This is a genomic window from Sphaerisporangium flaviroseum, from assembly GCF_039537005.1.
GTDB classification, from domain to species: Bacteria; Actinomycetota; Actinomycetes; order Streptosporangiales; family Streptosporangiaceae; genus Sphaerisporangium; species Sphaerisporangium flaviroseum.
The window spans coordinates 1-21,001 of sequence record NZ_BAAAZR010000009.1 but is presented as its reverse complement, the minus strand read 5'-3'; the positions used below and the strand labels follow the sequence as shown (position 1 = coordinate 21,001).

14 protein-coding genes are annotated in these 21,001 nt (G+C 70.8%); 7 read left to right on the top strand and 7 right to left on the bottom strand.

Annotated elements, in window-relative coordinates; translation table 11 throughout:
• Positions 1 to 187: 187 nt before the first annotated feature.
• Positions 188 to 1,606 carry a pyridoxal phosphate-dependent decarboxylase family protein gene (locus ABD810_RS19725; protein WP_344942046.1) on the top strand — a complete coding sequence of 473 codons (1,419 nt, stop codon included), beginning with the start codon at positions 188 to 190 and terminating at the stop codon, positions 1,604 to 1,606.
• Between the two features lie 150 nt (positions 1,607 to 1,756).
• Here ABD810_RS19725 and ABD810_RS19720 read toward each other — a convergent pair whose 3' ends face one another.
• Together ABD810_RS19720 and ABD810_RS19715 are read right to left on the bottom strand one after the other, a co-directional pair.
• Positions 1,757 to 2,779, bottom strand: a complete 1,023-nt coding sequence (locus tag ABD810_RS19720; protein WP_344942043.1) for a ketoacyl-ACP synthase III family protein — start codon at positions 2,777 to 2,779, stop codon at positions 1,757 to 1,759.
• 53 nt (positions 2,780 to 2,832) lie between these two features.
• A complete protein-coding gene (locus ABD810_RS19715) occupies positions 2,833 to 4,308 on the bottom strand; it encodes an MFS transporter (RefSeq protein WP_344942040.1) in 1,476 nt (491 codons plus the stop codon).
• A 271-nt stretch (positions 4,309 to 4,579) separates the two neighbouring features.
• Between ABD810_RS19715 and ABD810_RS19710 the strand changes: the two genes are divergently transcribed.
• The 3 genes from ABD810_RS19710 (at position 4,580) to ABD810_RS19700 (ending at position 8,774) form a co-directional block, all read left to right on the top strand.
• A complete protein-coding gene (locus ABD810_RS19710) occupies positions 4,580 to 4,981 on the top strand; it encodes a winged helix-turn-helix transcriptional regulator (protein WP_344942037.1) in 402 nt (133 codons plus the stop codon).
• A 189-nt stretch (positions 4,982 to 5,170) separates the two neighbouring features.
• Positions 5,171 to 5,479: an antibiotic biosynthesis monooxygenase family protein gene (locus ABD810_RS19705; RefSeq protein WP_344942034.1), complete on the top strand. Its 309-nt coding sequence runs from the start codon at positions 5,171 to 5,173 to the stop codon at positions 5,477 to 5,479.
• Between the two features lie 367 nt (positions 5,480 to 5,846).
• Positions 5,847 to 8,774, top strand: coding sequence for a helix-turn-helix transcriptional regulator (locus ABD810_RS19700; protein WP_344942031.1), 2,928 nt, complete (start codon positions 5,847 to 5,849; stop codon positions 8,772 to 8,774).
• Between the two features lie 16 nt (positions 8,775 to 8,790).
• Here the strand turns inward: ABD810_RS19700 and ABD810_RS19695 are convergent, their stop codons facing one another.
• The gene (locus ABD810_RS19695; RefSeq protein ID WP_344942028.1) at positions 8,791 to 9,552 is read right to left on the bottom strand and encodes an SDR family NAD(P)-dependent oxidoreductase; all 762 of its coding nucleotides are present in this window, start codon (positions 9,550 to 9,552) and stop codon (positions 8,791 to 8,793) included.
• 172 nt (positions 9,553 to 9,724) lie between these two features.
• Here ABD810_RS19695 and ABD810_RS19690 point away from each other — a divergent pair, with 172 nt between their 5' ends.
• From ABD810_RS19690 to ABD810_RS19680, 3 genes are read left to right on the top strand one after another with little or no spacing between them, the layout of a single operon-like run.
• Entirely contained in the window at positions 9,725 to 11,443 is a 1,719-nt protein-coding gene (locus tag ABD810_RS19690; protein WP_344942026.1) for an acyl-CoA dehydrogenase family protein, read from the top strand.
• The gene (locus tag ABD810_RS19685; RefSeq protein ID WP_344942697.1) at positions 11,443 to 12,726 is read left to right on the top strand and encodes a cytochrome P450; all 1,284 of its coding nucleotides are present in this window, start codon (positions 11,443 to 11,445) and stop codon (positions 12,724 to 12,726) included. The genes ABD810_RS19690 and ABD810_RS19685 overlap by 1 nt, the downstream gene beginning before the upstream one ends.
• Positions 12,727 to 12,742: 16 nt before the next feature.
• Positions 12,743 to 13,996, top strand: coding sequence for a cytochrome P450 (locus tag ABD810_RS19680; protein ID WP_344942023.1), 1,254 nt, complete (start codon positions 12,743 to 12,745; stop codon positions 13,994 to 13,996).
• Positions 13,997 to 14,058: 62 nt separating this feature from the next.
• On the opposite strand, the gene ABD810_RS19675 is transcribed toward ABD810_RS19680, so the two are convergent.
• From ABD810_RS19675 to ABD810_RS19660, 4 genes are read right to left on the bottom strand one after another with little or no spacing between them, the layout of a single operon-like run.
• Complete coding sequence (locus ABD810_RS19675) at positions 14,059 to 14,244, bottom strand: acyl-CoA carboxylase epsilon subunit (protein ID WP_344942020.1); 186 nt, start codon at positions 14,242 to 14,244, stop codon at positions 14,059 to 14,061.
• Complete coding sequence (locus ABD810_RS19670; RefSeq protein ID WP_344942017.1) at positions 14,244 to 15,794, bottom strand: acyl-CoA carboxylase subunit beta; 1,551 nt, start codon at positions 15,792 to 15,794, stop codon at positions 14,244 to 14,246. The genes ABD810_RS19675 and ABD810_RS19670 overlap by 1 nt, the downstream gene beginning before the upstream one ends.
• Positions 15,795 to 17,285 (bottom strand): FAD-dependent monooxygenase, encoded by a 1,491-nt coding sequence (locus ABD810_RS19665; RefSeq protein ID WP_344942014.1) that lies wholly within the window; start codon positions 17,283 to 17,285, stop codon positions 15,795 to 15,797. It abuts the gene before it with no gap.
• On the bottom strand, positions 17,264 to 20,938 hold the full coding sequence (locus ABD810_RS19660; protein WP_344942694.1) for a type I polyketide synthase: 3,675 nt from the start codon (positions 20,936 to 20,938) through the stop codon (positions 17,264 to 17,266). Before ABD810_RS19660 ends, ABD810_RS19665 begins: the two co-directional genes overlap by 22 nt.
• Between the last annotated feature and the right edge of the window lie 63 nt (positions 20,939 to 21,001).

Here is a 21,001-nt window from a genome sequence, read left to right as displayed (position 1 = left end):
GGCCGGAGCGTAGCAAGCGCTTGGTTTGGCGTATAGTGTCGTCGCCCCTTTTGCCGCGCGCGCGTCGCCGCCGGGCATCGAACGGCCGTATACGTGGTGCTCGGAGGGAGCCCCCAGAGTCGCGGTGCGGCCGGAAGGACTGGTGTGAGGCGCCACTGAGATGTTCTTCTGAAGGATGAGTGATCCTTTGCACGAACGCGACACGGCCGCCGCGGCGCTGGAGACGGTGGCCGGGGCCGCCCGGCCGTACCTCACCTCCCTGGACGAGCGTCTCGTCCACGACCACGCGGCCGACGCGCTGCTCGACCTGCTCGACGGCGACCTCTCCGAGCGCGGCGAGGGCACGCTGGACAGCGTCGAACGGCTGCTGCGCGTCGGCACCGGAACGGCGACGCACTCCTCGGGACCGCGCTTCTTCCATTTCGTCGTCGGCGGGTCGACCCCGGCGGCGCAGGCGGGCGACTGGGTGACCTCGCTGCTGGACCAGGCCTCGGGGCTCTGGCTGACCTCGCCGCTCGCCGGCCGGGCGGAGACCATCGTGCTGCGGTGGCTGAAGGACCTGTTCGGGCTGCCTGCCTCCTATGGAGGCGTGCTCACCCCGAGCGCGACCTTCGCCAACCTCACGGGGCTGGCGTGCGCCCGCCAGTGGTGGGGCGAGCACCACGGCGCCGATGTGACGGCCGACGGGCTCGCGGGGCTGCCGCGGATGCCCGTGCTGGCCGGCGGCTACATCCACCCGAGCAGCCGCAAGGCGCTGCAACTGCTCGGCTGCGGCCGTGACGCCGTGCGGGTCCTCGCCCGGGACGACGCAGGGCGGGTCGATGTGGCGGCCATGGACCGGGCACTCGGCGAGATCGACGGACCGGCGGTGATCGTCGGGAACGCGGGCGAGGTGAACACCGGCGACTTCGACCCCATCGACGAGCTGGCCGACCTGGCCGGCCGGCATGGTGCCTGGCTGCACGTGGACGGTGCGTTCGGGCTGTTCGCGGCGGCCTCACCCCGCCTGTCGCACCTGGTCAAGGGAGTCGAACGGGCGCACTCGGTGACCGCCGACGGGCACAAGTGGCTCAACGTCCCCTACGAGAGCGGGTTCGCGTTCGTCCGCGACCCGGCGATCATGGGCCGGGCCTTCGGCGCGTGGGGCGCGCCGTACCTTCCCGCCGAGAACGATCCGCAGGTCAACTACAACTGCCTGGGCCCGGAGTCCTCCCGGCGGGCGCGGGCGCTGCCCATCTGGGCGACCTTACGGGCGTACGGCAGGCAAGGCCACCGGGAGATGGCCGAGCGCCACCACGACCTGGCCCTCCGGCTCGGTGGCATCGTCGAGGACTCCCCCGACCTGGAACTGCTCGCTCCGGTGCGGCTCTGCGTGGTCTGCTTCCGCTATCGCCCCCGGGATGTCCCCGAGGCCGAACTGGACGATCTGAACAGGCGGATCGGCCAGGAGCTGATCGCCGACGGCCGGGTCTACGCCGGGACCACCATCTACCGGGGCATGACCGCCCTGCGACCGGCCATCGTGAACTGGCGAACCACCGAGGCCGACATCGACCTCCTGGTCTCGGTCATCCGCGAGATCGCCACCCGGACGTCCGCCGGCTGATCGACATCGCCCCCGATGTGCGCGCCGGTACGGAAGGCGCGCAGCGCAGGCTCCACCGCCTCGCCGCGGCCGGTGACACGCGTGCGGGCGGCCCACCCCTCTCCGGCTGGACAGGGGTGGGCCGCCCGCACGATGTTCGGTACGGCGCCGCTAGGCCGCGGTGCTGGGCCAGTCGGGGACCTCGGTGATCTCCACCACCGCGGCGGTGAAGTTCCAGCCGCCGCCGGCGCCCGACAGCAGGACGCGGTCGCCGACGCTCACCTGGTGGGTCTCCAGCAGGTAAGTGAGCCCACCGAACTGGTCACCCGCACCGATGTGGCCGGTCTCCAGGCCCCAGCGCGTCGTGGTGCGCCCCTCGTCGATGCCGAACGCCTGGTTGCGGATCTTCGCCACTCCCTGGCTGACGTTGGGGAACACGAACCAGTTGATGTCGGCGAAGTCGACCTTGGCGTCCGCGAGCGCGAGTTGCACGCTCTCATGTTGCCGGACGGCCAGGTCCGTCATGATCGTCTTGATGTCGCCCATTCGATCGGTGTACTGCTCCCTGCGCGACCGCAGATCCACCGGCCAGCCCTGCTCGCCGCTGGCGTCGGCCCACTTGGCGTCGCCCCGGCCGGTACCCTCGTGTTTCGGGTCGCCGATCGAGGCCGTGGACAGCAGCCGGGCCACTCCCGGCCGGCGCGACAGCACCAGGGCGGTCGCGCCGTCTCCGCGAGCCATGCCCTTGTCCGAGCGGAAGCGGTCGAACTGCGGCAGGGCGAACTTGTCGGTCGTGGTGAGGAGTGCCGCGGCCGAGAGCGAGCCCACCGACAGGTAGGCGGCGGCCAGTTCGAGCGCGGCCATGCCGCCGTTGCAGGCCTGCCTCACCTCCACCGACTGCGCGCCACTGCCGACCGTGCGGTGCTGAATGTAGGGTGCGGGCGACCAGTGGTCCAGCCCCTGGAAAGAGGTCGTGGCGCACAGGACGATGGTGAAGTCGCCGCCGGGCACCCCGGCCCGCTCGACCGCGACCTGCCCGGCCGACACGGCCATGTCCGCCGGACTGTCGTCGGGTCCGGCGACCGGCAGCGCGATGTAGCCGTCCTCCTGGTACTCGGCGGCGTCGTAGCGTCCTTCGGCGACCGCCTTCTGGACGTCCTCACGCTGCCCGATCCAGGCCGCGGACGCGTTCACATGGATATCGTTCCACTGCATTCTTGTCGTTCTCCTGTTCTGGATTGGCCGGTCTACTCCGCGACCGATGCCGATCCGGCCGTAGGTGTGCCGACTTCGTCGACTTTCGGCCTCGACGCGACGGCCGCGGGTTTCTCCAGCAGGAAGCAGAGGAAGGCCGCGGCCATCGTGGCCGCCCCGGCCACCAGGCCGGCCATGCGCAGCCCGTCGAGGAGCTCCCCTGTGGGTCCCGCGGCGCCGGGTCCGGTCGGCAGGCCGGTCGTGGCGACCGCGACCAGCGCGGCGAGGCCCACGGCACCGCCGATCTGGCGGGCGGTCATCGCCATCGCCGACGCCACGCCCTGCTCCAGCAGCGCGATCCCGGCGCCCGCTCCGGCGAGGATCGCCGGAATGGCGAGCGCGCCGCCGATGGACCAGATCGCGAGGCCGGGCAGCAGCAGCCAGTACGACCCGTTCTCGACGAACCCCACGGCGAGGATGGCCGCTCCGGCGCCGGTCACGAACACACCCGTGAACATCGTGGTACGCAGGCCGCGCTCGCTGAGGAAGGCGGTGCTGAACTTGACGGCGAACGCCATGGAGATGACGGTCGGGGGCAGGAACGCCAGGCCGGCGGCCAGCGGGGTGTACCCCAGCACGTCCTGAAGGTAGGTCGTGAAGAGGTAGTACACCCCGGCGAGGCTGCCCTGGTAGAAGAACGCCGTGGCCATGGTCGTCGCGAGGCTTCGGTGCTTGAGCAGTCGCAGGGGCATCAGCGCGTCCCGGCTGCGCGCCTCGACCACTAGGAACACCACGAGAAGCACGAAGCCGAGCACGAGCGCGCCCGCGCCGCGGGTCGTGCCCCAGCCCACGTCGGGGCCGCTGGCGAGGCCGAACACCACGAGCGTGACGCCGGCCGTGGCGAGCAGCGCTCCGAAGATGTCGAAGCTGCGGTTTCCGCCGAGCGCCGGGGCCGCGGGGAGCACTCTGGGGGCCAGCAGCGCTCCGCCGAGGGCCAGCGGCACGTTGATGAAGAAGACCCACTCCCAGCCGACGTAGTTGGTGAGCAGGCCGCCCAGCAGCGCGCCGGCCGACAGACCGACACCGCCGATGGCGCCGTAGGTCACCAGCGCGCGGTTGCGCGTCGGGCCCTCGTCGAAGCTGCTGAAGATCAGCCTGAGTGTCGCGGGGGTGAGCAGCGCCCCGCCGAAGCCCTGGACGGCGCGCGCGCCGATCAGGATGGAGGGGTCGGTCGCCAGGCCGCCGACCAGCGACGAGATGGCGAAGAGCAGCAGGCCGGTGATGAACATCCGGCGGGCGCCGAGCCGGTCGGCCGCTCGTCCGCCGAAGAGCAGCAGGCCGCCGAGCGCGACGACATAGGCGTTGACCACCCATTGCAGTGAGTGCGCTGTGAAGCCGAGCTCCCGGCCGATGTCGGGAAGCGCGACGAAGACGATGTTGAAGTCAAGCGTGATGACGAACTGGGCCAGGGCCAGGAGCGCGATCCGCTGCCCGGGGCCCGAACGTGTGGAGGTGGTGGAAGCGACCACTGCTTTGCCTCTTCCCCTTCGGTTGAGTCGGGTTCCTTCGTTTGAAAGCAAGGCGGTTCTCATCGCGGTCACCGGCGGTGCCATCGCCGGTCGCCCGGGACATCCCCGCCCGTCAGGCCGGGCCAGGCGCTCCACCCGGCTTCCCACGCGTGCCGGGCCTTGCTTGGTACCAAGTCATGTCCGTAGGACACTCCTTGTTACCCACCCCATGTTCTGACACTGTGGGTGATGTCCATAAGGAGGAATTTCCATGTCACAGAGGAACTCGCGTGTGACCGACCAGGACATTCACCCTGTGGCCTGTCCGATTCGTGAGATCATCGACAGCGTCGCGGGCAAATGGAGCGTGCAAATCGTCCTTCTGGCCGTATCCCGTGGGCCGATCCGCTTCACCGAACTGGAGCGCAGCATCGAGGGCATCAGCCGGCGAATGCTCACCTTGACCCTACGCAACCTGGAACGGGACGGACTTCTCATAAGGACCGTTTTCCCCACCGTGCCCCCCCGGGTGGACTACTCCGCCACGACGATGGCCCGTGAACTTCGCGGCGCCTTCGAGCAGCTCGCCGAATGGGCACTTCGGCACCAGGACGCGATCGCGGCGGCTCGGAAGTCCTACGACGAGGAACACACCGTGAACCAGCGCGCCGAGGTCACGGTGTCGGCGTCCTGACCAGGGCCGGGCTCCCTGATTCCCTTGGCCTGCGGGTGGCGCCGGTCCGGCGGGTGGGGACCACGCCGCCGGAAATAGGGGCCGAATAGGGGTGGCACAAACCGGGACGACCGTTGCTACACTCCGGGATTGCTCCGGTGGTGACGGTCATTCCACCGCCGGTGGTCATGCCCACCAGAGGGAGATCACTTGATTGTCGAACACGCACTTCTTAAGGTCGCTCCGGGTAAGGGCGAGGAGTTCGAGCGTGCTTTCAAGGAAGCCGAGCAGGTCATGGCGAAGGCGAAGGGCTTCCATTTCGTCGACCTGCTTCGCGGTGCCGAGGGGACCGAGGACTACCTGTTGATCGTCGCGTGGGAGTCGCTCACCGCAAGCGTCGACGGCTTTCGGGGATCGCAGCTGCACGACCGTTGGAACGAGTTATTGGGCCCCTACCTCAGCACCACTCCCGAGCATGTGCACTTCGACTTGCTCTCGCATTACACCGGCGAAGCCTGACCGCACGCCGGTAGCCACGCGCCCCGTCATCCTTTTCCCGAGGAGGGCGGGGCTTCCTCGTTTCCGGGGCGTGCGCGCGCCGCCCCCATCGATTTATATAAATTTAACTTGACCGGTCATCGCAGGTTAGGTCGGCCGCAAACTCGCTGCGTCGCCGCCGGTGCACGCATGGCGATCATAACTGCCGGCTTGGTGATGTGGACGACCGATTCCCATGTGATAATGAACTAAGCGCAGTTTAGAACGGCTCAAACCTGCTGCGTTGCCATCGATCGACACACGGTGATCAGGGCCGCCAGATCGTTGTGTGTTCAACCGTTCTGGCCCTCCAACGGCTGTTTCTGGGGGAGATTCATGGGGGAGATTCATGGGCCTGGTGGAACGAGAACGTGAGTGGGACTTATTTAAAGACGCTTGTATCGATTGCTCCGATACCGGCGGAGGCGTGATCGTCGTCAGCGGGGCGGTGGCGAGCGGGAAGACCGTCCTGCTGCAGGCGTTCGCCGAACAGATGCGCAAGCAGGGCTGGGTCGTGCTCAAGGCCGCCGCCTCGCGTATCGAGATAGGCCTGCCCCTCGGCGTGATCGGGCAGCTTGTGTCGTCCGTGGACATGGGGTCCCTCGGCGACGGGTCGGTGAACCGCGCTCCGGGGACGAGCCTGCTCACCCAGCCCTGGGTGAGCGGCGGCTTCGACGTCGCCGGCCGCAGCGAGCTGTCTTATCTGGGCGAACTGCGGACCATGCTGCACCGCATCGGCCAGGAACGGCTGATAGGCATCTTCGTCGACGACGCGAACTACGCCGACGCCCCGTCCCTGCTCTGCCTGCTCTATCTGGCGCGCCGGCTGCGGTCGTCCCGCATCCTCCTGGTGCTGAGCGACGGCCTCGCCGACCGGCCGGAGTACAACTGCTTCCAGGCCGACGTGCTTCGCGAGCCGGGGGCTCGCCACATCAGGCTCAACGCGCTGTCACATCAGGGCGTGGCGAGCATCATCGCCGGCGACCTCGGCTTCTCGCCGGGCAAGGAGCTGGTCACCCGGGCGCACGACCTCACAGGTGGCAACCCGTTGCTGCTGGCCTCCCTGCTCGAGGACCACCACGCGCAGCCGTCCCCCACCGAGACGTTCCACCCCGGGGAGGCGTTCGGCCACGCCGTCACGATGTGCCTGCTGCGATGCGACCACCTGGTGCAGGACGTCGCCCGCGTGATCGCGGTACTGGACGACGAGCACAACCATCCCGAGCTGGTCGCCGAGATCCTCATGATGGACCGGGCGTCTGTGGCCCAGGCGCTCGACGCGCTGCGGGGCACGGGTCTGCTGGGAGGCTCGGGACGTTTCCGCCACCAGGTCGCCCGTGACGCGGTGATCCACAGCTGGGCCAACGAGGACCGGCTGGCCGTCCACGCCCGGGCCGCGCGCGTGCTGCGCGAGCACGGAGCGTCCGCGACGGTGCTCGCCAGGCACCTGATCGCCGGCACGCCCGTGACGGCGGGCTGGGTCATCCCGACGTTGTGCGAGGCGGCCGAGCGGGCGCTGGCCGACAACGAGGTCACCCTGGCCATCGACGCCCTGCATACCGCGCTGGCCCTGTGTCACGACGAGGCGCAGAGAACCAAGATCAGATGCCTGCTGCTGCGCGCCCAGTGGCGCGTCGATCCCTCGGCCGCCGCCCGGCATCTGCCCGAGCTGCTGGCCGCCGGGCTGGAAGGCACCCTGGCCTCGGCCGACACGGTGACGCTGATCGCCTACCTGCTCTGGTTCGGCCATGGCGACCAGGTGGGTGAGCTGCTCGACGCCCTCGAACGAAGGGCCAAGGAGGAGCCGGACAGTCCCGATCAGCCCTTCGGGCTGGTCGAGCTGTGGCTCGGGTGCTCCTACCCGGACCTGTTCTCGCGGCTGAACTCCGGCTCGACCGCCTCCGCCGACGAGGCGCTCCTGTCGGAGCGCAGCGGCCTGGTGCGCGCGGCGAAGCTCCTGAGCGCGGTGCTGCGCGACGGCTCGGACGAGAGCGCGGGTGTCCGGGCCGAGCAGGTGCTGCAGGGCGTCCGGCTGGACGACCGCGGGGTGCTGGCCATCTGCGGGGCGCTGGTCTCCCTCATCTATACGGGCAAGCTCGAAGAGGCGGCGTTCTGGTGCCGATCGCTGCTGGCCGAGCCGTCCGCTCAGAGCGCGCCCACCTGGCGGGCCATCCTCTCGGTGCTGTGGTCCACCATCGAGATGCGATGGGGCCGGTTCACCGAGGCCGAACGCTATGTGGAGGCCTCGCTGAGCCTGCTGTCGCTGGACGGCTGGGGAGCGGCCATCGCGCTGCCCCTGGCGAACGTGATCATGATCAAGACCGCACTGGGCAAGTACGAGGAGGCGGAGTCCTATCTGGCCGTCTCCCTCCCCAAGGGGGTCTGGCAGACCCTCGGCACCCTGCACTACATGCACGCGCGCGGCACCTACTATCTGGCCACGGGCCGTTTCTACGCGGCGCTCGACGACTTCCAGACGTGTGGTGAGGTGGTCGCACGATGGGAACTCAGCAATGTCACGATCGTCCCGTGGGCCGCGAGCGCGGCCGAGGCCCTGCTCGCCCTGGGAGACCGTGACGGAGCCGAGGAGCTCGCCAGACGGGAACTGGGCAGGACCTGTACCAAGCAGTTCGTCGCCAGGGCGGGACTCATACGCGTCCTCGCGGTGACCGGGGAGGGTGAGCGGAGCCTCGATCAACTGGAGCAGGCCGCCGACCTGTACGAGCGGGCGGGCGACCGGTTCGAGCTGGCCCGCACGCTGGCGGAGATCGGCCGGGTGTACGAGACGAGGGGCGACGACGACCGGGCTATGGCGATGGAACGGCGCGCGCAGCACCTGGCGCAGGAGTGCGCCTTCGAGACGATCTACTTGAGAAACCTGTTCGGGGCCGTACCGGCGTGCACCAGGAAGCCACCGGGCACCGGTCACCACGCCCCCACCACGGAACTCAGCGAGGCGGAGTTGCGCGTGGCCACCCTGGCGGCCAACGGGCACACCAACCGCCAGATCGCGGCCCAGCTGTTCATCACGGTCAGCACCGTGGAGCAGCACCTCACCCGGGTCTACCGCAAGCTCAACGTCGGCAGCCGGGCCGACCTGCCCGCGGAGCTGGGAGGGGCCATTTCCGAGCTGGAGACGGTCGGCTGCGTGGCGGAGCGGGCCGATCACCGCCGCGTCGCACTCGAGGCCGGGTCATCGCTCGGGACCCCGCGACCGCCGCCCGGCGGAGGGGGTCTCGCACCGGTGTCCGGCTGCGAACTTCGCTGCGTGGCCTGACGGCCACCCGGGCCCATCAGCGTGCCGCCGGCCGCAGGCCGCCGTCCAGGCGCACGGTCTCCCCGTTGAGCATGGGGTTGCTCACGATGTGCTCCACGAGCGCCGCGTACTCACCGGGGATGCCCATCCTCGCCGGGTGCTGGAACTGCGACTCCAGGGACTTGACCGCCCGCTCGGGCAGCTTCTCGAGCATCGGCGTGTCGAAGACACCCGGCGCGACGGTGACGACCCGGATCTTCTGGTCGGCCAGGTCGCGGGCGATCGGCAAGGTCATGCTCGCGATCCCGCCCTTGGACGCGGAGTACGCCGCTTGCCCGATCTGACCGTCGAACGCGGCCACGGACGCGGTGTTGACGATGACCCCGCGTTCCCCGTGGACCTCGTCGAGCCCGCTCATGCGCTGAACGGCCAGCCGGATGACGTTGAAGGTGCCGACGAGGTTCACCTCGATGACACGCCTGAACTCCTCCAGCGGGAATGGGCCGCGCCGTCCCGCCGTCCTGATGGCGCTGAGGATCCCCGCGCAGTTCACCACGACGCGGAGCCCGCCCTGGCCTGACGCGACGTCGAGCGCGTCGGTCACCTCTTCCTCGCTGGTGACGTCGGCGGGGACGAACGTCGCGCGCTCGCCCAGCCGGTCCGCGACCTTGGCACCCGGCGACGACGGAAGGTCGGCGATGACGACACGGGCCCCGGCCGTGACGAGGCGACCGGCGGTCGCCATGCCGAGCCCGGAGGCGCCACCGGTGACCAGTACCACACTGCCCGCGATGTCCATCGCGCTGTCTCCGTCCTGCCGAGCGGCTTTATCGGAGACAGTCCAGTTTATAGCCGGCACATCATACAACCCTTATTAGCGATAAGGGGTGCGGCGGCCGGATTTTCTGGGGTGGCGATAGGGGGGGTGGCGCAACTAGCGTGCGACACGTCCATTTCGCTTCAGAGAGCTCATGAATATGCCCTCAGGACGTCAGAATGTCACGCCAGAATCCGGTGCGCCGAGTTTTCTCGACGACCTAGCGACCGGGGGGATCGACTGGGACCTGTATCTTCCTTTTCCCACGCAGAATCCGGCGGAGAAGAAAGCCGAAGAGGATTTCGCCGAAGAGGTGGCCGAGTTCGTCCGGTCGAATGTCGATCCCGATGAGGTCGACCGCACCGGCGCGCTTCCCAAGGGCCTGGTCGACGATCTGCGGGCACGTGGTTATTTCCGGCTCCGCAACGGGGCCGGACTCGGCGGTTTCGAACTGTCGCACCACGGCGCCTTCCGCGTGTTCGAGAGGGCGGCCGCCTGGTCGGTGCCCGTAGGCCAGCTTCTGGCGATACAGAATGCCGTAGGGGCGGCGGCGCTGCTCGCCGCACTGCCGCCGGGGCCGCTCCACGACTTCGTCCGGGGCCGCGTCGCCGACGGCGTGGTGTCCGCCTTCGCCGGCACCGAACCCGCCGGGGCCAACAACGCCTGGCCGGGAACCACGGCGACACCGGCGGACGACGGCGCCTCGTACCTCCTGCACGGCGAGAAGCTGTACACCGGCAACGGCGACATCGCCGAACTGCTGGCCCTCACCGTCACACTGCCCGGGGCCGGCGACGACCGCCGGGTGGGCGTGGCCTTCGTCGACACCGGGTCTCCGGGCTTCCGCGTCACATCGCACCTCGAGTTCATGGGGAGCAAGGGCCTGCCGAACGCGGCCCTGCGCCTGGACGGCGTGCGCATCCCCCGCGAGCACGTCCTCGCGGGAGAGCCGGGACAGCCGCGCTTCCCCGCATCGATCGGGCCGATCGCGCTGCTGAGCGCCGTCCACTTCAACGCGGCGCCGGCGCTGGCCATCGCCCGGCAGTGCGTCCGGTGGTCGCGCGAGTTCCTGGCCAGGCGCGCCGTCAACGGCCGGGGACTGGCCGGGTACGAGCAGATCCAGCGCCTGGCGACGGCGTCCCTGGCCGACCTGTACGCCATCGACACCGTCGTGCGGTGGTGCCTGCTGGGGGGCGGGCCGTCGAAGCGCTGGTTCGAGCTGTCCCTCGCCAAGAACATCTGCACGACGGTCGCCTGGCGGATCGTCGACCGCACGGTGTCGCTGCTCGGCGGCGAGGGACTAGAGACGGCGCCCGGCAAACGTCGCCGCGGTGCCACCGCCGCGCCGGTGGAGCGGCTGTTCAGAGACGCACGAGGGCTGCGGGTCTCCGGCAACGTGGACTTCCTGCTGGACATCCAGGCCGGACGCCTGGTGATGGCCCGGTTCTTCGCCGGGCCCCACGACCCGCTCGACCGGCCCGAGCCGCAACCCGGTGGCCTCTCCCCCGCCAACCACCGCCACCTGCGAGCCGCCTCGGCCGGGATCGGGCGCCTGGCCAGAACCTGCTCCGAGCTCGCGGCCCGGTATCCCGACCCCGCCGCGCTCGACGAGCGGCAGCACATCCTCGGCCTGATCGGGAAGATCACCGCGGAGCTGCTCACCATGTGCGCGGTGCTCTCGCGGGCGGCCCACGGAGATCAGGACCTCGCGCACGCGCACTGCGCGGGTGCGCGGGACCGCCTCGAGTCCCTGTGGCGGCTGCTGGACGACCGCGACAGCGCGGACGAACCCGACTTCGCCGGCATCAGCGATTCCTGGCTGGCCGGTAGGTCCCCGAGTTTCCTCACCGACGACCAAGGAGACCGATCGTGATGACGGACGGCGCGGGAGGAGGACTTCCCGCGGTCCTCGACGGCTTCGACCTCACCGACCACGCGCTGTTCGCGCGAGCCGAGCGGGGGTTCCCCTACGAGGTGTTCGCCCGGCTCCGCGCGGAGGCGCCGGTCCTGTTCCACCCTCCGGGCCATACCGATGACGGAGAGGGGTTCTGGGTCCTGAGCCGCCATGCCGACATCGCCGCGGCGGCCGCCGATTCCCGTACCTTCTCCGCCAGGGGCGGCGGGAACCGTACGGGAGGCGGATCGCACCTGGACGACATGCCGATCGGCGGGCTCGCCGGCGTCATCGTGGCGATGGTCGACAGCCCGCGGCACGAGCTGATGGCCCGGTTGCTGGGCGGCGGCCTGACCGAACGGGTCGCCCGGGCGGTCGAACCCGAGTTGCGCGCCCTCGCCGGCGACCTGATCGACAAGGCCGTGGCACGCGGGGAGTGCGACTTCGCCACCGACATCTGCGAGCCGTACGCCTTCCTCGGCATCGCCCTGCTGCTGGGAATACCCGTGGAGGACCGGGCCGAGGTCGCGAGCTGGGCGCACGCGTCCACCGGGTTCATCGAACGCAGGTCGGGTCTGCCGGACACGACATCGCGCCGGACCATGCAGGCCACCCAGGACTACGTCCGCAAGCTCATCGTCCGCAAGCGCGCCGACCCCGGCGAGGACCTCGCGTCCATCCTGGCCAACGGCGAGCTCGCGGACGACCCGGGCGAGGAACCGCTGAGCGAGCACGAGAGGGAGATGAACCTGCTGCTGTTGCTGCTGACCGGCGGCGAGCAGCCGAGGAACACCATCGCCGCCGGGGTCCTCGGGCTCGCCGGGCACCCCGGGCAGTGGCACGACCTGCGCACGGACCGCACCCTGCTCCCCACCGCCCGCGAGGAGATGCTGCGCTGGGCGCCGCCCAACCCGTACAACCGGCGCACCGCCACCTGCGACGTGCGGATCGGGGACGCGGAGATCAGGGCCGGTGACAAGGTCACCCTGTGGTGGCCCTCCGGCAACGCCGACGCGGACGTCTTCGAGGACCCGATGGCGTTCGACGTGCGCCGCACCCCCAATCCGCACCTGACCTTCGGCCACGGCCACCACTACTGCCTGGGCAATCTCGTGGCCAGGCTGCAGTTCGACTGGCTGATGGAGGAACTGCTGGAGCGGGTCGGAGAGATCCGGCCCGCCGGACCGGTCGGCTACCAGCCCAGCAACAAGCACACGATCGTGTTGGACATGCCGGTCCGGCTCGAACCCGCACCGAGATGACGAGGGAATGTGAGTGATGAGCGAGCTGCCCGTCTTCGATCCGAGCCTTATCCCCATGCTGCTGCCGTTCGACCCGTTCGACGCGTCAGTGCATGCCGATCCCTATCCCACCTACCACAAGATTCGTGACGAGCACGGTGCCGTCTACCGGTCGCCGGCGGGCATGGTTTCCACCTTCAGCCATGAGGCGGCCTCCGTGGTCCTGAAGAGCCCGGACTTCGGCTGGGGCGACAACCCGATGCTCGCCGACCAGATGGTCCGCGACCCCGACGCCCCGGACGGTCCGCCACGGCGCATCCTGATGTTCATGGATCCGCCCGACCACACGAGGGTGCGGGGCCTGGTGTCCCAGGCGTTCACGCCACGCACGGTGGAGTGGCTGCGGCCGAGGGCACACCGGTTCGTCGAGTCGCTGATCTCCGACGCGCTCGCCGCGCGGGACGCCTCGGGCGTCGTCGACCTGCACAAGACGGTCATCAGCCCGCTGCCGGGGCTGGTGCTGAGCGAGCTGCTCAAGGTCCCGGCCAAGTACCACGCGGACTTCCTGACCTACTTCCGCGACAGCGGCATCGGGATCGACCCCGCCTTCCTGCTGACGCCCGAGCAAGTACGGGCGCGCGACGACGCGCGCGCGGGCTTCATGGCGGCAGGCATGGAGATGGCGGCCGAGCGGCTGGCCGACCCCGGCGAGGACCTGGTGAGCCGGCTGGCACTGGCCGAGCAGGACGGGGACCGGCTGAGCAGGGCGGAGCTGGCGCTGACGCTGATGAACCTGCTGGCCGCCGGCTTCGGCGCCACCGTCGCGATGATCGCCAACTGCATGCTCGGGCTGCTGCGCCATCCCGCCCAGCTGCGCTGGCTGCGTGACAACCCCGATAAGATCGCCGGAGCCGTGGAGGAGCTCACGCGGTACGACTCGCCGCTGCAGATGACGTTCCGCTCCGCCTTGCGCGACACCGAACTCGCCGGGGTCCAGCTGGCCGCGGGCCAGCCCGTCATGGTGGTGCTGGGCGCGGCGAACCACGATCCGGCGGCCTACCAGTCCCCCGATGTGCTGGACCTGTCTCGGACCTCCGGTAAGAACCTCGGGTTCGGGCACGGCATCCACTTCTGCGTGGCCGCGCCGATCGCCCGGCTCACCGCGCAGGTCGCGATCTCCGCGTTCGCCGCCCGCGAGATCGAACTGGCCGACCACGACCCGGCACGCCCGCCGGGCATGGTCCTGCGCACCATCGACGAGCTGCCGGTCAAGCTGGGTGATCCCATCTGACCCGGTAGCACGCCCACAAGAGAGGGCCCGCCGTCCCGGCGGGCCCTCTTCGGCGTTCACGCTCAGGTCATCCAGGAGCCGGCGGGAGCGGGCCGGATGGGACGGTCCCGGTCCCACCCGGCCCGCGTGACGGCGGGCGCGGCCTCCGCGACCGCCTGGAGGCGTACCGCCATGAGCACCGCCACCACGGCGGCGAGCTCATCGTCGTCCACGTGACCGCGGACGATGCGTATGACGGGCGCGTCCATCACATCGGTGGGTTGCCGTGCTTGCGCGAGGGCACCTCGGCGTGTTTGGTCCGCAGCATTGCCAGCGCCTGGATGAGCGTGGACCGGCTGTCGCGCGGATCGATGACATCGTCCACCAGCCCGCGCTCGGCGGCGTAGTAGGGGTGGATGAGGGTGTTCTGGTATTCCTTGATCTTCTGGGCCCGCATCAGCTCGGGCTCGTCGGCGCCCTCGATCTCCCTGCGGAAGATCACGTTGGCCGCCCCTTCCGCGCCCATGACCGCGATCTCGTTGATCGGCCAGGCGAACGACAGATCGGCGCCGACAGATCGGGAATCCATCACGATGTAGGCACCGCCGTAGGACTTGCGCAGGATGAGCTGGACGCGGGGGACGGTCGCGTTGCAGTAGGCGTAGAGCAGCTTGGCGCCGTGCCGGATGATCCCGCCGTGCTCCTGGTCGAGTCCCGGCAGGAACCCGGGCACGTCCACGAGGGTCAGCAGGGGGATGTTGAAGGAGTCGCAGGTCTGCACGAACCCGGCGGCCTTCTCGCTGGCGTGGATGTCCAGCGCTCCCGCCATCGTGGCGGGCTGGTTCGCCACGATGGCCACCACGTGCCCGTCCAGCCGGGCCAGGGCGCAGATCACGTTGGTGGCCCACCCCTCGTGCACCTCGAGCAGGTCCCCGTCGTCGACGATCTCCCGGATCACCGCGCGCATGTCGTAGGGGATGCGGGGATCGGGGGGGACCAGGTCCAGCAGCCGGTCGGTGCGGCGGTCGGCCGGGTCGTCGGTCGGGACGCGCGGCGGCAGCTCACGGTTGTTCGCCGGCAGCAGCGACAGCAGGTATCGGACGTCCTCCAGGCAGGTCTCCTCGTCGTCGTGGACGAAGGCGGCCACGCCAGAGGTGGTGGCGTGCACGTCGGCTCCGCCGAGGTCGTCCTGGGTGACGTCCATCCCGGTGACCGCCCGCACCACGCCGGGACCCGTGATGAACATCTGCGAGATCCCGCGCACCATGAAGACGAAGTCGGTCAGCGCCGGGGAGTAGGCCGCTCCCCCGGCGCACGGCCCGAGCATCACGCTGATCTGCGGGATCATCCCGGAGTTGCGGGTGTTGCGCACGAAGATGCCTCCGTACCCGGCCAGCGCGGTGACGCCCTCCTGGATGCGCGCCCCCGCCCCGTCGTTCAGGCTGACCAGCGGCGCGCCGGCCGAGGCCGCCAGGTCCATCAGCTTGTGGATCTTGGCGGCGTGCGCCTCACCGAGCGATCCGCCGAAGACCCGGAAGTCATGCGCGTAGACGAAGACCGTCCGGCCGTGGACGGTCCCCCAGCCGGTCACCACGCCGTCTCCGTGCGGCCGTCGCGCCTCCATGCCGAACCCGGTCGCGCGGTGCCGCCGTAACGGCTCCACCTCGTGGAACGACCCCTCGTCGAGCAGCAGCCCGATCCGCTCATGGGCGGTCAGCTTGCCTCTGGCGTGCTGGCGGCCGGTGGCCTCGGGGTCATTTCCCTCCCGGACGGTCTGCTTGAGCTCGGCGAGCTCGTCGAGTCCTCGGGCGATCCGCATTCAGTGCTCCTCGCGGCCGTCACGGCCAGTGGGGGTCAGTCCCGCGAGCAGGTGCCCCGCGCGGTCCAGGTCGTCGGGCGTGGTCCCGGAGCGGGCGACGAAGCCGTCGGGCCGTAGCAGCAGGAAGCCCCGGCCACGCTCGGAGTGATGGTCGTGGCTCACCAGGCCGGGCATCGTGCCGGCCAGGTCCTGGGCACGCCGGCGCAGATCGCCGTCCCGGTCCCCGAGGGTCAGCAGCCGGAACGTCCCCTGACCCGGCTGCGACGGCGCCGGCACCCAGGGCGGCACACGCGTTCCCGGTGACGGCATGCCGCGGGGGGCCGTCACCGGGCCGGTCGTCGCGAACAGCGCATCTGGATAGCTCACCCTCCAGCCGGCGAGCAGCGGCACGAACCGGCGTCGCAGCAGCCCCGTCGCCTCCAGGCCGCGCCACGCGGTGTTGCGCATGCGGGCCTTGGCGGGGCTCAGCATGAACATCTTGGCGAAGCGCCCGGTGTTCTGGACGGTCTGCTGGGCGGCCTGCCTGCGCTCGGGCTCGTAGGAGTCGAGGATCGCCGGGTGGAACACGCCTCGTACGACGCCCGCCAGTTTCCAGGCCAGGTTGTGCACGTCCTGCAGCCCGAGGTTGAGCCCCTGCCCGCCGATCGGCGAGTGCGTGTGCGCGGCGTCCCCCACCAGGAAGCAACGGCCCTTCCGCAGGGCGGCCGCGATGCGCTCCTGGCTGCTGAAGGTGGTGATCTCGTCGAGGCTCTCCACCCGCATCCCGGTCGAGCCGCGCTCGCGCAGCAGTCGCTGGACGGTGGCCTCGGTGAGCTCGGTGCCCTCGGGGATCGGAGCGCCCAGGCGGACCTTCCCCCCACGCAGCGGTGCCACCACCATGGAGCCGGACGCACGCAGGAAGTAGTGCACGTCACCGGGTTCCAGATCACCGAGAATGCGTCCCTCGGTGGCCAGATAGGTCGTCGGCAGGGCCACGCCGGGGAAGTCGATGCCGAGCGCCTGCCGCACGGTGCTGCCCACTCCGTCGGCCGCGATGAGCCAGTCGGCCTCGATCAGCTCGGTGGAGTCCGGCTGCTGGGCCTTCACGGTGATCCCCTCGCCGGTGGAGGCGACGTCGACGACGCGCGTCGACCGCTCCACCCGCCCTCCAAGCTCCTCCAGGATCCGCTCGAGGATGAGGCTCGTCTGGTCCTGTGCCAGCACCAGCGCCTCGTTCTCGGCGCCGACCCGGGTGCGCAGCCGCTTGTCCCCGTCCATGTGGTACTGGAGGGCGTTGAGCCGCAGCCCGCGCCGCTCCGCCTCGGCCAGCGCGCCGAGGCTTCGCAGCACCGCCAGGCCGAGCGGCCAGAGCAGGGTGGCGCGCGACCCGGCGTTCGGGCCGGGCCGGGCCTCAAGCAGCCGTACGGAAACACCCATGCGGCGCAGCTCGCAGGCGGCGGCCAGGCCGCAGGTCCCCGCGCCCACGATCACTACTGAGGTCTTGTCTCCCATTGCGCCATCGTCTCCTTCGGCATCGTGGCGTTCCGCGACAGCCATTCCGCGACGGCCTGCGCGGTGGTGGCGACATGCTCTTCGATCACGCTGAAGTGGTCCCCGGGCACTTCCACCCGGTCGTCGGCCGGCGTTCCGGCGCGGTCGAGGCCGGCCGCGCCGGCGATCGGCTCCGCGGCGGCCACCAGCAGGGTCGGGGCCGTGACGGGCTTGGGCTCGCGGCCGATGAGCAACCGCAGGTAGGCCCCCATGGCGGTGAGCCTGTCATCGTCGAGCGGCATGACGCCCTCCGCCCGCTCGGCCATCGCGGACAGCACACCGGGTGCCGTTCGCTCGAGGAAGTCCTCGTCGATGGGGTAGGAGTCCACCAGGACGAGCCCGTCAGGCCGTACACCCAGCTCCTCCAGCCGGGCGGCGGCGAACCGGGCCAGGATGCCGCCCGATGAGTAGCCGAGGAGCACGAACGGCTCGCCTTCCGCGTGGCCGCGCACCGCCTCCACGGTCGCCTCGACGAGCGCCTCCAACGACGCGGGCAGGCGCTCTCCGTTCCGGAAGCCGGGCAGCGCGAACGCGGTGATCTCCCGTTCACCGCTGCCGCCGTCCTCGGCACCTCCCTCACCGGCGCCGGCACGACCGCCCTCGGTGGCGCCGTCGCCGGAGCGCAGGCGTGCGGCGAGCCTGGCGTACTGGTGCGGGCCCGAGGTGGCCAGCACCGTGGGAAGGCAGATGAGACGGGGCCGGCCGCCTCCCCGCACCAGAACCGTGGGCTCGGGCAGGTCCGGCTCGGCGGCGCCGAACTCCGGCCGGAACCGCGCGGCGTCGGCGAGCAGGCCGGTGAACGGGGCGAGCCGGCCGGACTCCCTGGCATGGGCGAACAGGGCACCGAAGGCGCCACCGTGCGGTGCGTCCTCGGAGACCCCCTCCTCGCCCAGCTCGGCGTCCAGCATCCGGGCGATCGCCTCGGGAGTGCCCGCGCTCACCACAAGGTTCCCGCGGACCCGCAGGCCGGTCGCCGCGCTCAGCCGGTTGCGCAGTTCGACCATGGTCAGAGAGTCCATCCCGAGCTCCAGCAGGCCCCGCCGGGGATCCACCGCGTCCGCGGAGGCATGCCCGAGCACGGCGGCCACCTGGCCGCGCACCAGGTCGAGCACCTGCCGTAGCCGTTCGGGGCCGGGCGCCCCCGTGAGCCTGGTCGCCGCGCCGGGCGTCGCGGCCGCCCCGGCCCGGCCGGCCGCCGGCCCGTACCGGGCGGCTTCGGGGATCTCGCCGAGCAGCGGGCTCGGACGCGTGGCGGTGAAGCGCCGTGCGAAGCGTTCCCAGTCGACCTCCACCAGGGTGACGGCCGTCTCGTCATGGTCGAGCGCCTGGCGGAGCGCGGTGAGCGCGAGGCTCGGCTCCAGGGCGGGCAGCCCTCGCTCCACCAGGCGGGCCGCGCGCAGCGCCTCGAAGTCCGCCTCCTCCTTCGTCCCGCCCGGGTTCGCCCACGCGCCCCACGCCAGCGACGTCGCGGGAAGGCCCAGGCCACGCCGGTACGCGGCGAGCGCGTCCAGGTAGGCGTTGGCCGCCGCGTACACCCCGACCCCGACGCCGCCGCCGAAGGTCGCGGTGAACGAGGAGAACATGACGAACGCCGACAGCTCGGCGCCGAGGGTCAGCTCGTGCAGGTTCTGGGCGGCGGTCGCCTTGGCACGCAGGACCGCCTCCACCGTCTCGGCCGCGAACGACTCCAGCGGGCCTTCCTCGAGCCGCCCCGCCGTGTGGAAGACAGCGGTGAGGGAGACCTGGGCGAGCACCTCCGCCAGCGCGTCACGATCGGCCGCGTCGCAGGGCACGACGGACACGCTCACTCCCGACTCGGACAGTTCCGCCACCAGTTCGGCCGCGTGGCCGGGTGGCGTGCCCGGTTCGGTGGTCAGCAGCAGCCGCTCGGCGCCTTCGCGTGCCAGCCAGCGGGCCACCTCAGCTCCCTCGCCGCGGGTGCCACCGGTGACCAGGATGGTGCCTCGCGGCCGCCACGCGCGGCGCGCGGGCCGGTCGCCCAGTGGCGCGGGGACGACCCTGCGGGCCAGTATCCCGGCGGGCCGGACGGCGATCTGGTCTTCGCCGCCTGGACCGGCGAGCACGGCCGCCAGCAGCGACAGCACCCGCTCGTCCGGCTCGGCGGGAAGATCGATCAGCCCGCGCCACAGCCGGGGATGCTCCAGCGCCGCGACCTGCCCGAGCCCCCAGACCCGCGCCTGGGCCGGGTCGACCGGCGCGTCGGTGCCGGTCGCGGCGACCGCGCCCCGGGTCAGCGTCCACAGCGGCGTCTCGGCGCCGGACTCGGCCAGCGTCCGGATCAGCATCAGCGTTCCGCTGAGGTCCGCGTCGGAGCCGGCCAGCAGCGACACCACCCCGTGGACCTCTCCGTCCAGGGCCGTGCGCAGCCGGCGGGCGGCCTCGGTGTCGCTCGGCGCCGTCGCGTCGACCGCGATCCGGATCGTCCGGGCGCCTCGTCGTTCGAGGGCCGTGACAACGTCCTCGCCAGGATGTCCGGCCGGCTCGACGATGATCCAGTCGCCGGTGGGCTCCGCCTGGGCCGGCTCCCCGAGCGGGCGCCACGCGACCCGGTAGCGCCACGAGTCGGGGCGGCCGGATCGCGCGGTCGAGGTGCGACGTGACCTCACCCAGTGGCGTTGGCGTTGGAAGGGGTAGGTCGGCAGGTCGACCTGGTCATACCCGCCCAGCACCGGCGACCAGTCGACCTGCACACCCTGGGCCCATGCCTGCCCCACCGAGGTGTACAACCGCTCCAGCCCACCCTCACCACGGCGCAGCGACCCCACCGCCACCACCTCACCACCAGCCGCCTCGGCGATCTCCTGCACCCCCATCACCAGCACCGGATGCGCACTGGGCTCAACGAACACCCCGAACCCATCAGCCAGCAACGCCTGCACCGCCGCACAGAACTCCACCGGAGACCGGCAATTGTCAAACCAATACCCCGCCCCCAAATCCGCCCCATCGACCACCCCACCACTCACCGTCGAATACAACGGCACCCGCCCCGACACCGGACGCACAAACCCCAACGACTCCACCAACCGCCCACGCAACCGCTCCACCTGCGGCGAATGCGAGGCCACCGACGCCTCCACCACCCGCGCCCGCACCCCCTCACCCTCCAACACCGCCACCAACTCCCCCAACACCCCAACATCACCGGCCACCGTCGTCACCGACGGCCCATTGACCCCCGCCACCACCAACCCCGCAAAACCCCCCAACCGCGCCTGCACCTGCTCACGCCCCAACCCCACCGACGCCACCGCACCCCGCCCCACCAACTCCCGCGCGAACAACCCCGACCGCTCCACCACCAACCGAGCCCCATCACCGAGGGTCAACGCCCCCGCCACACACGCCGCCGCGATCTCCCCCTGCGAATGACCCACCACCGCAGAAGGCACCACCCCCAACCCCTCCCACACCGCCGCCAACCCCACCTGCACCGCGAACAACACCGGCTGCACCACATCAATACGCCCCAGCAACCCCCCATCCCCCAACGCCTCCACCACCGACCAATCCACCCACCGCTCCACCTCCGCCGCACACTGCCCAAACCGCTCCGCGAACACCCCAGACGACCCCAGCAACTCCACCCCCATCCCCACCCACTGCGAACCCTGACCAGGAAAAACGAACACCACCTTCCCCCGGCGCCGCGCCAG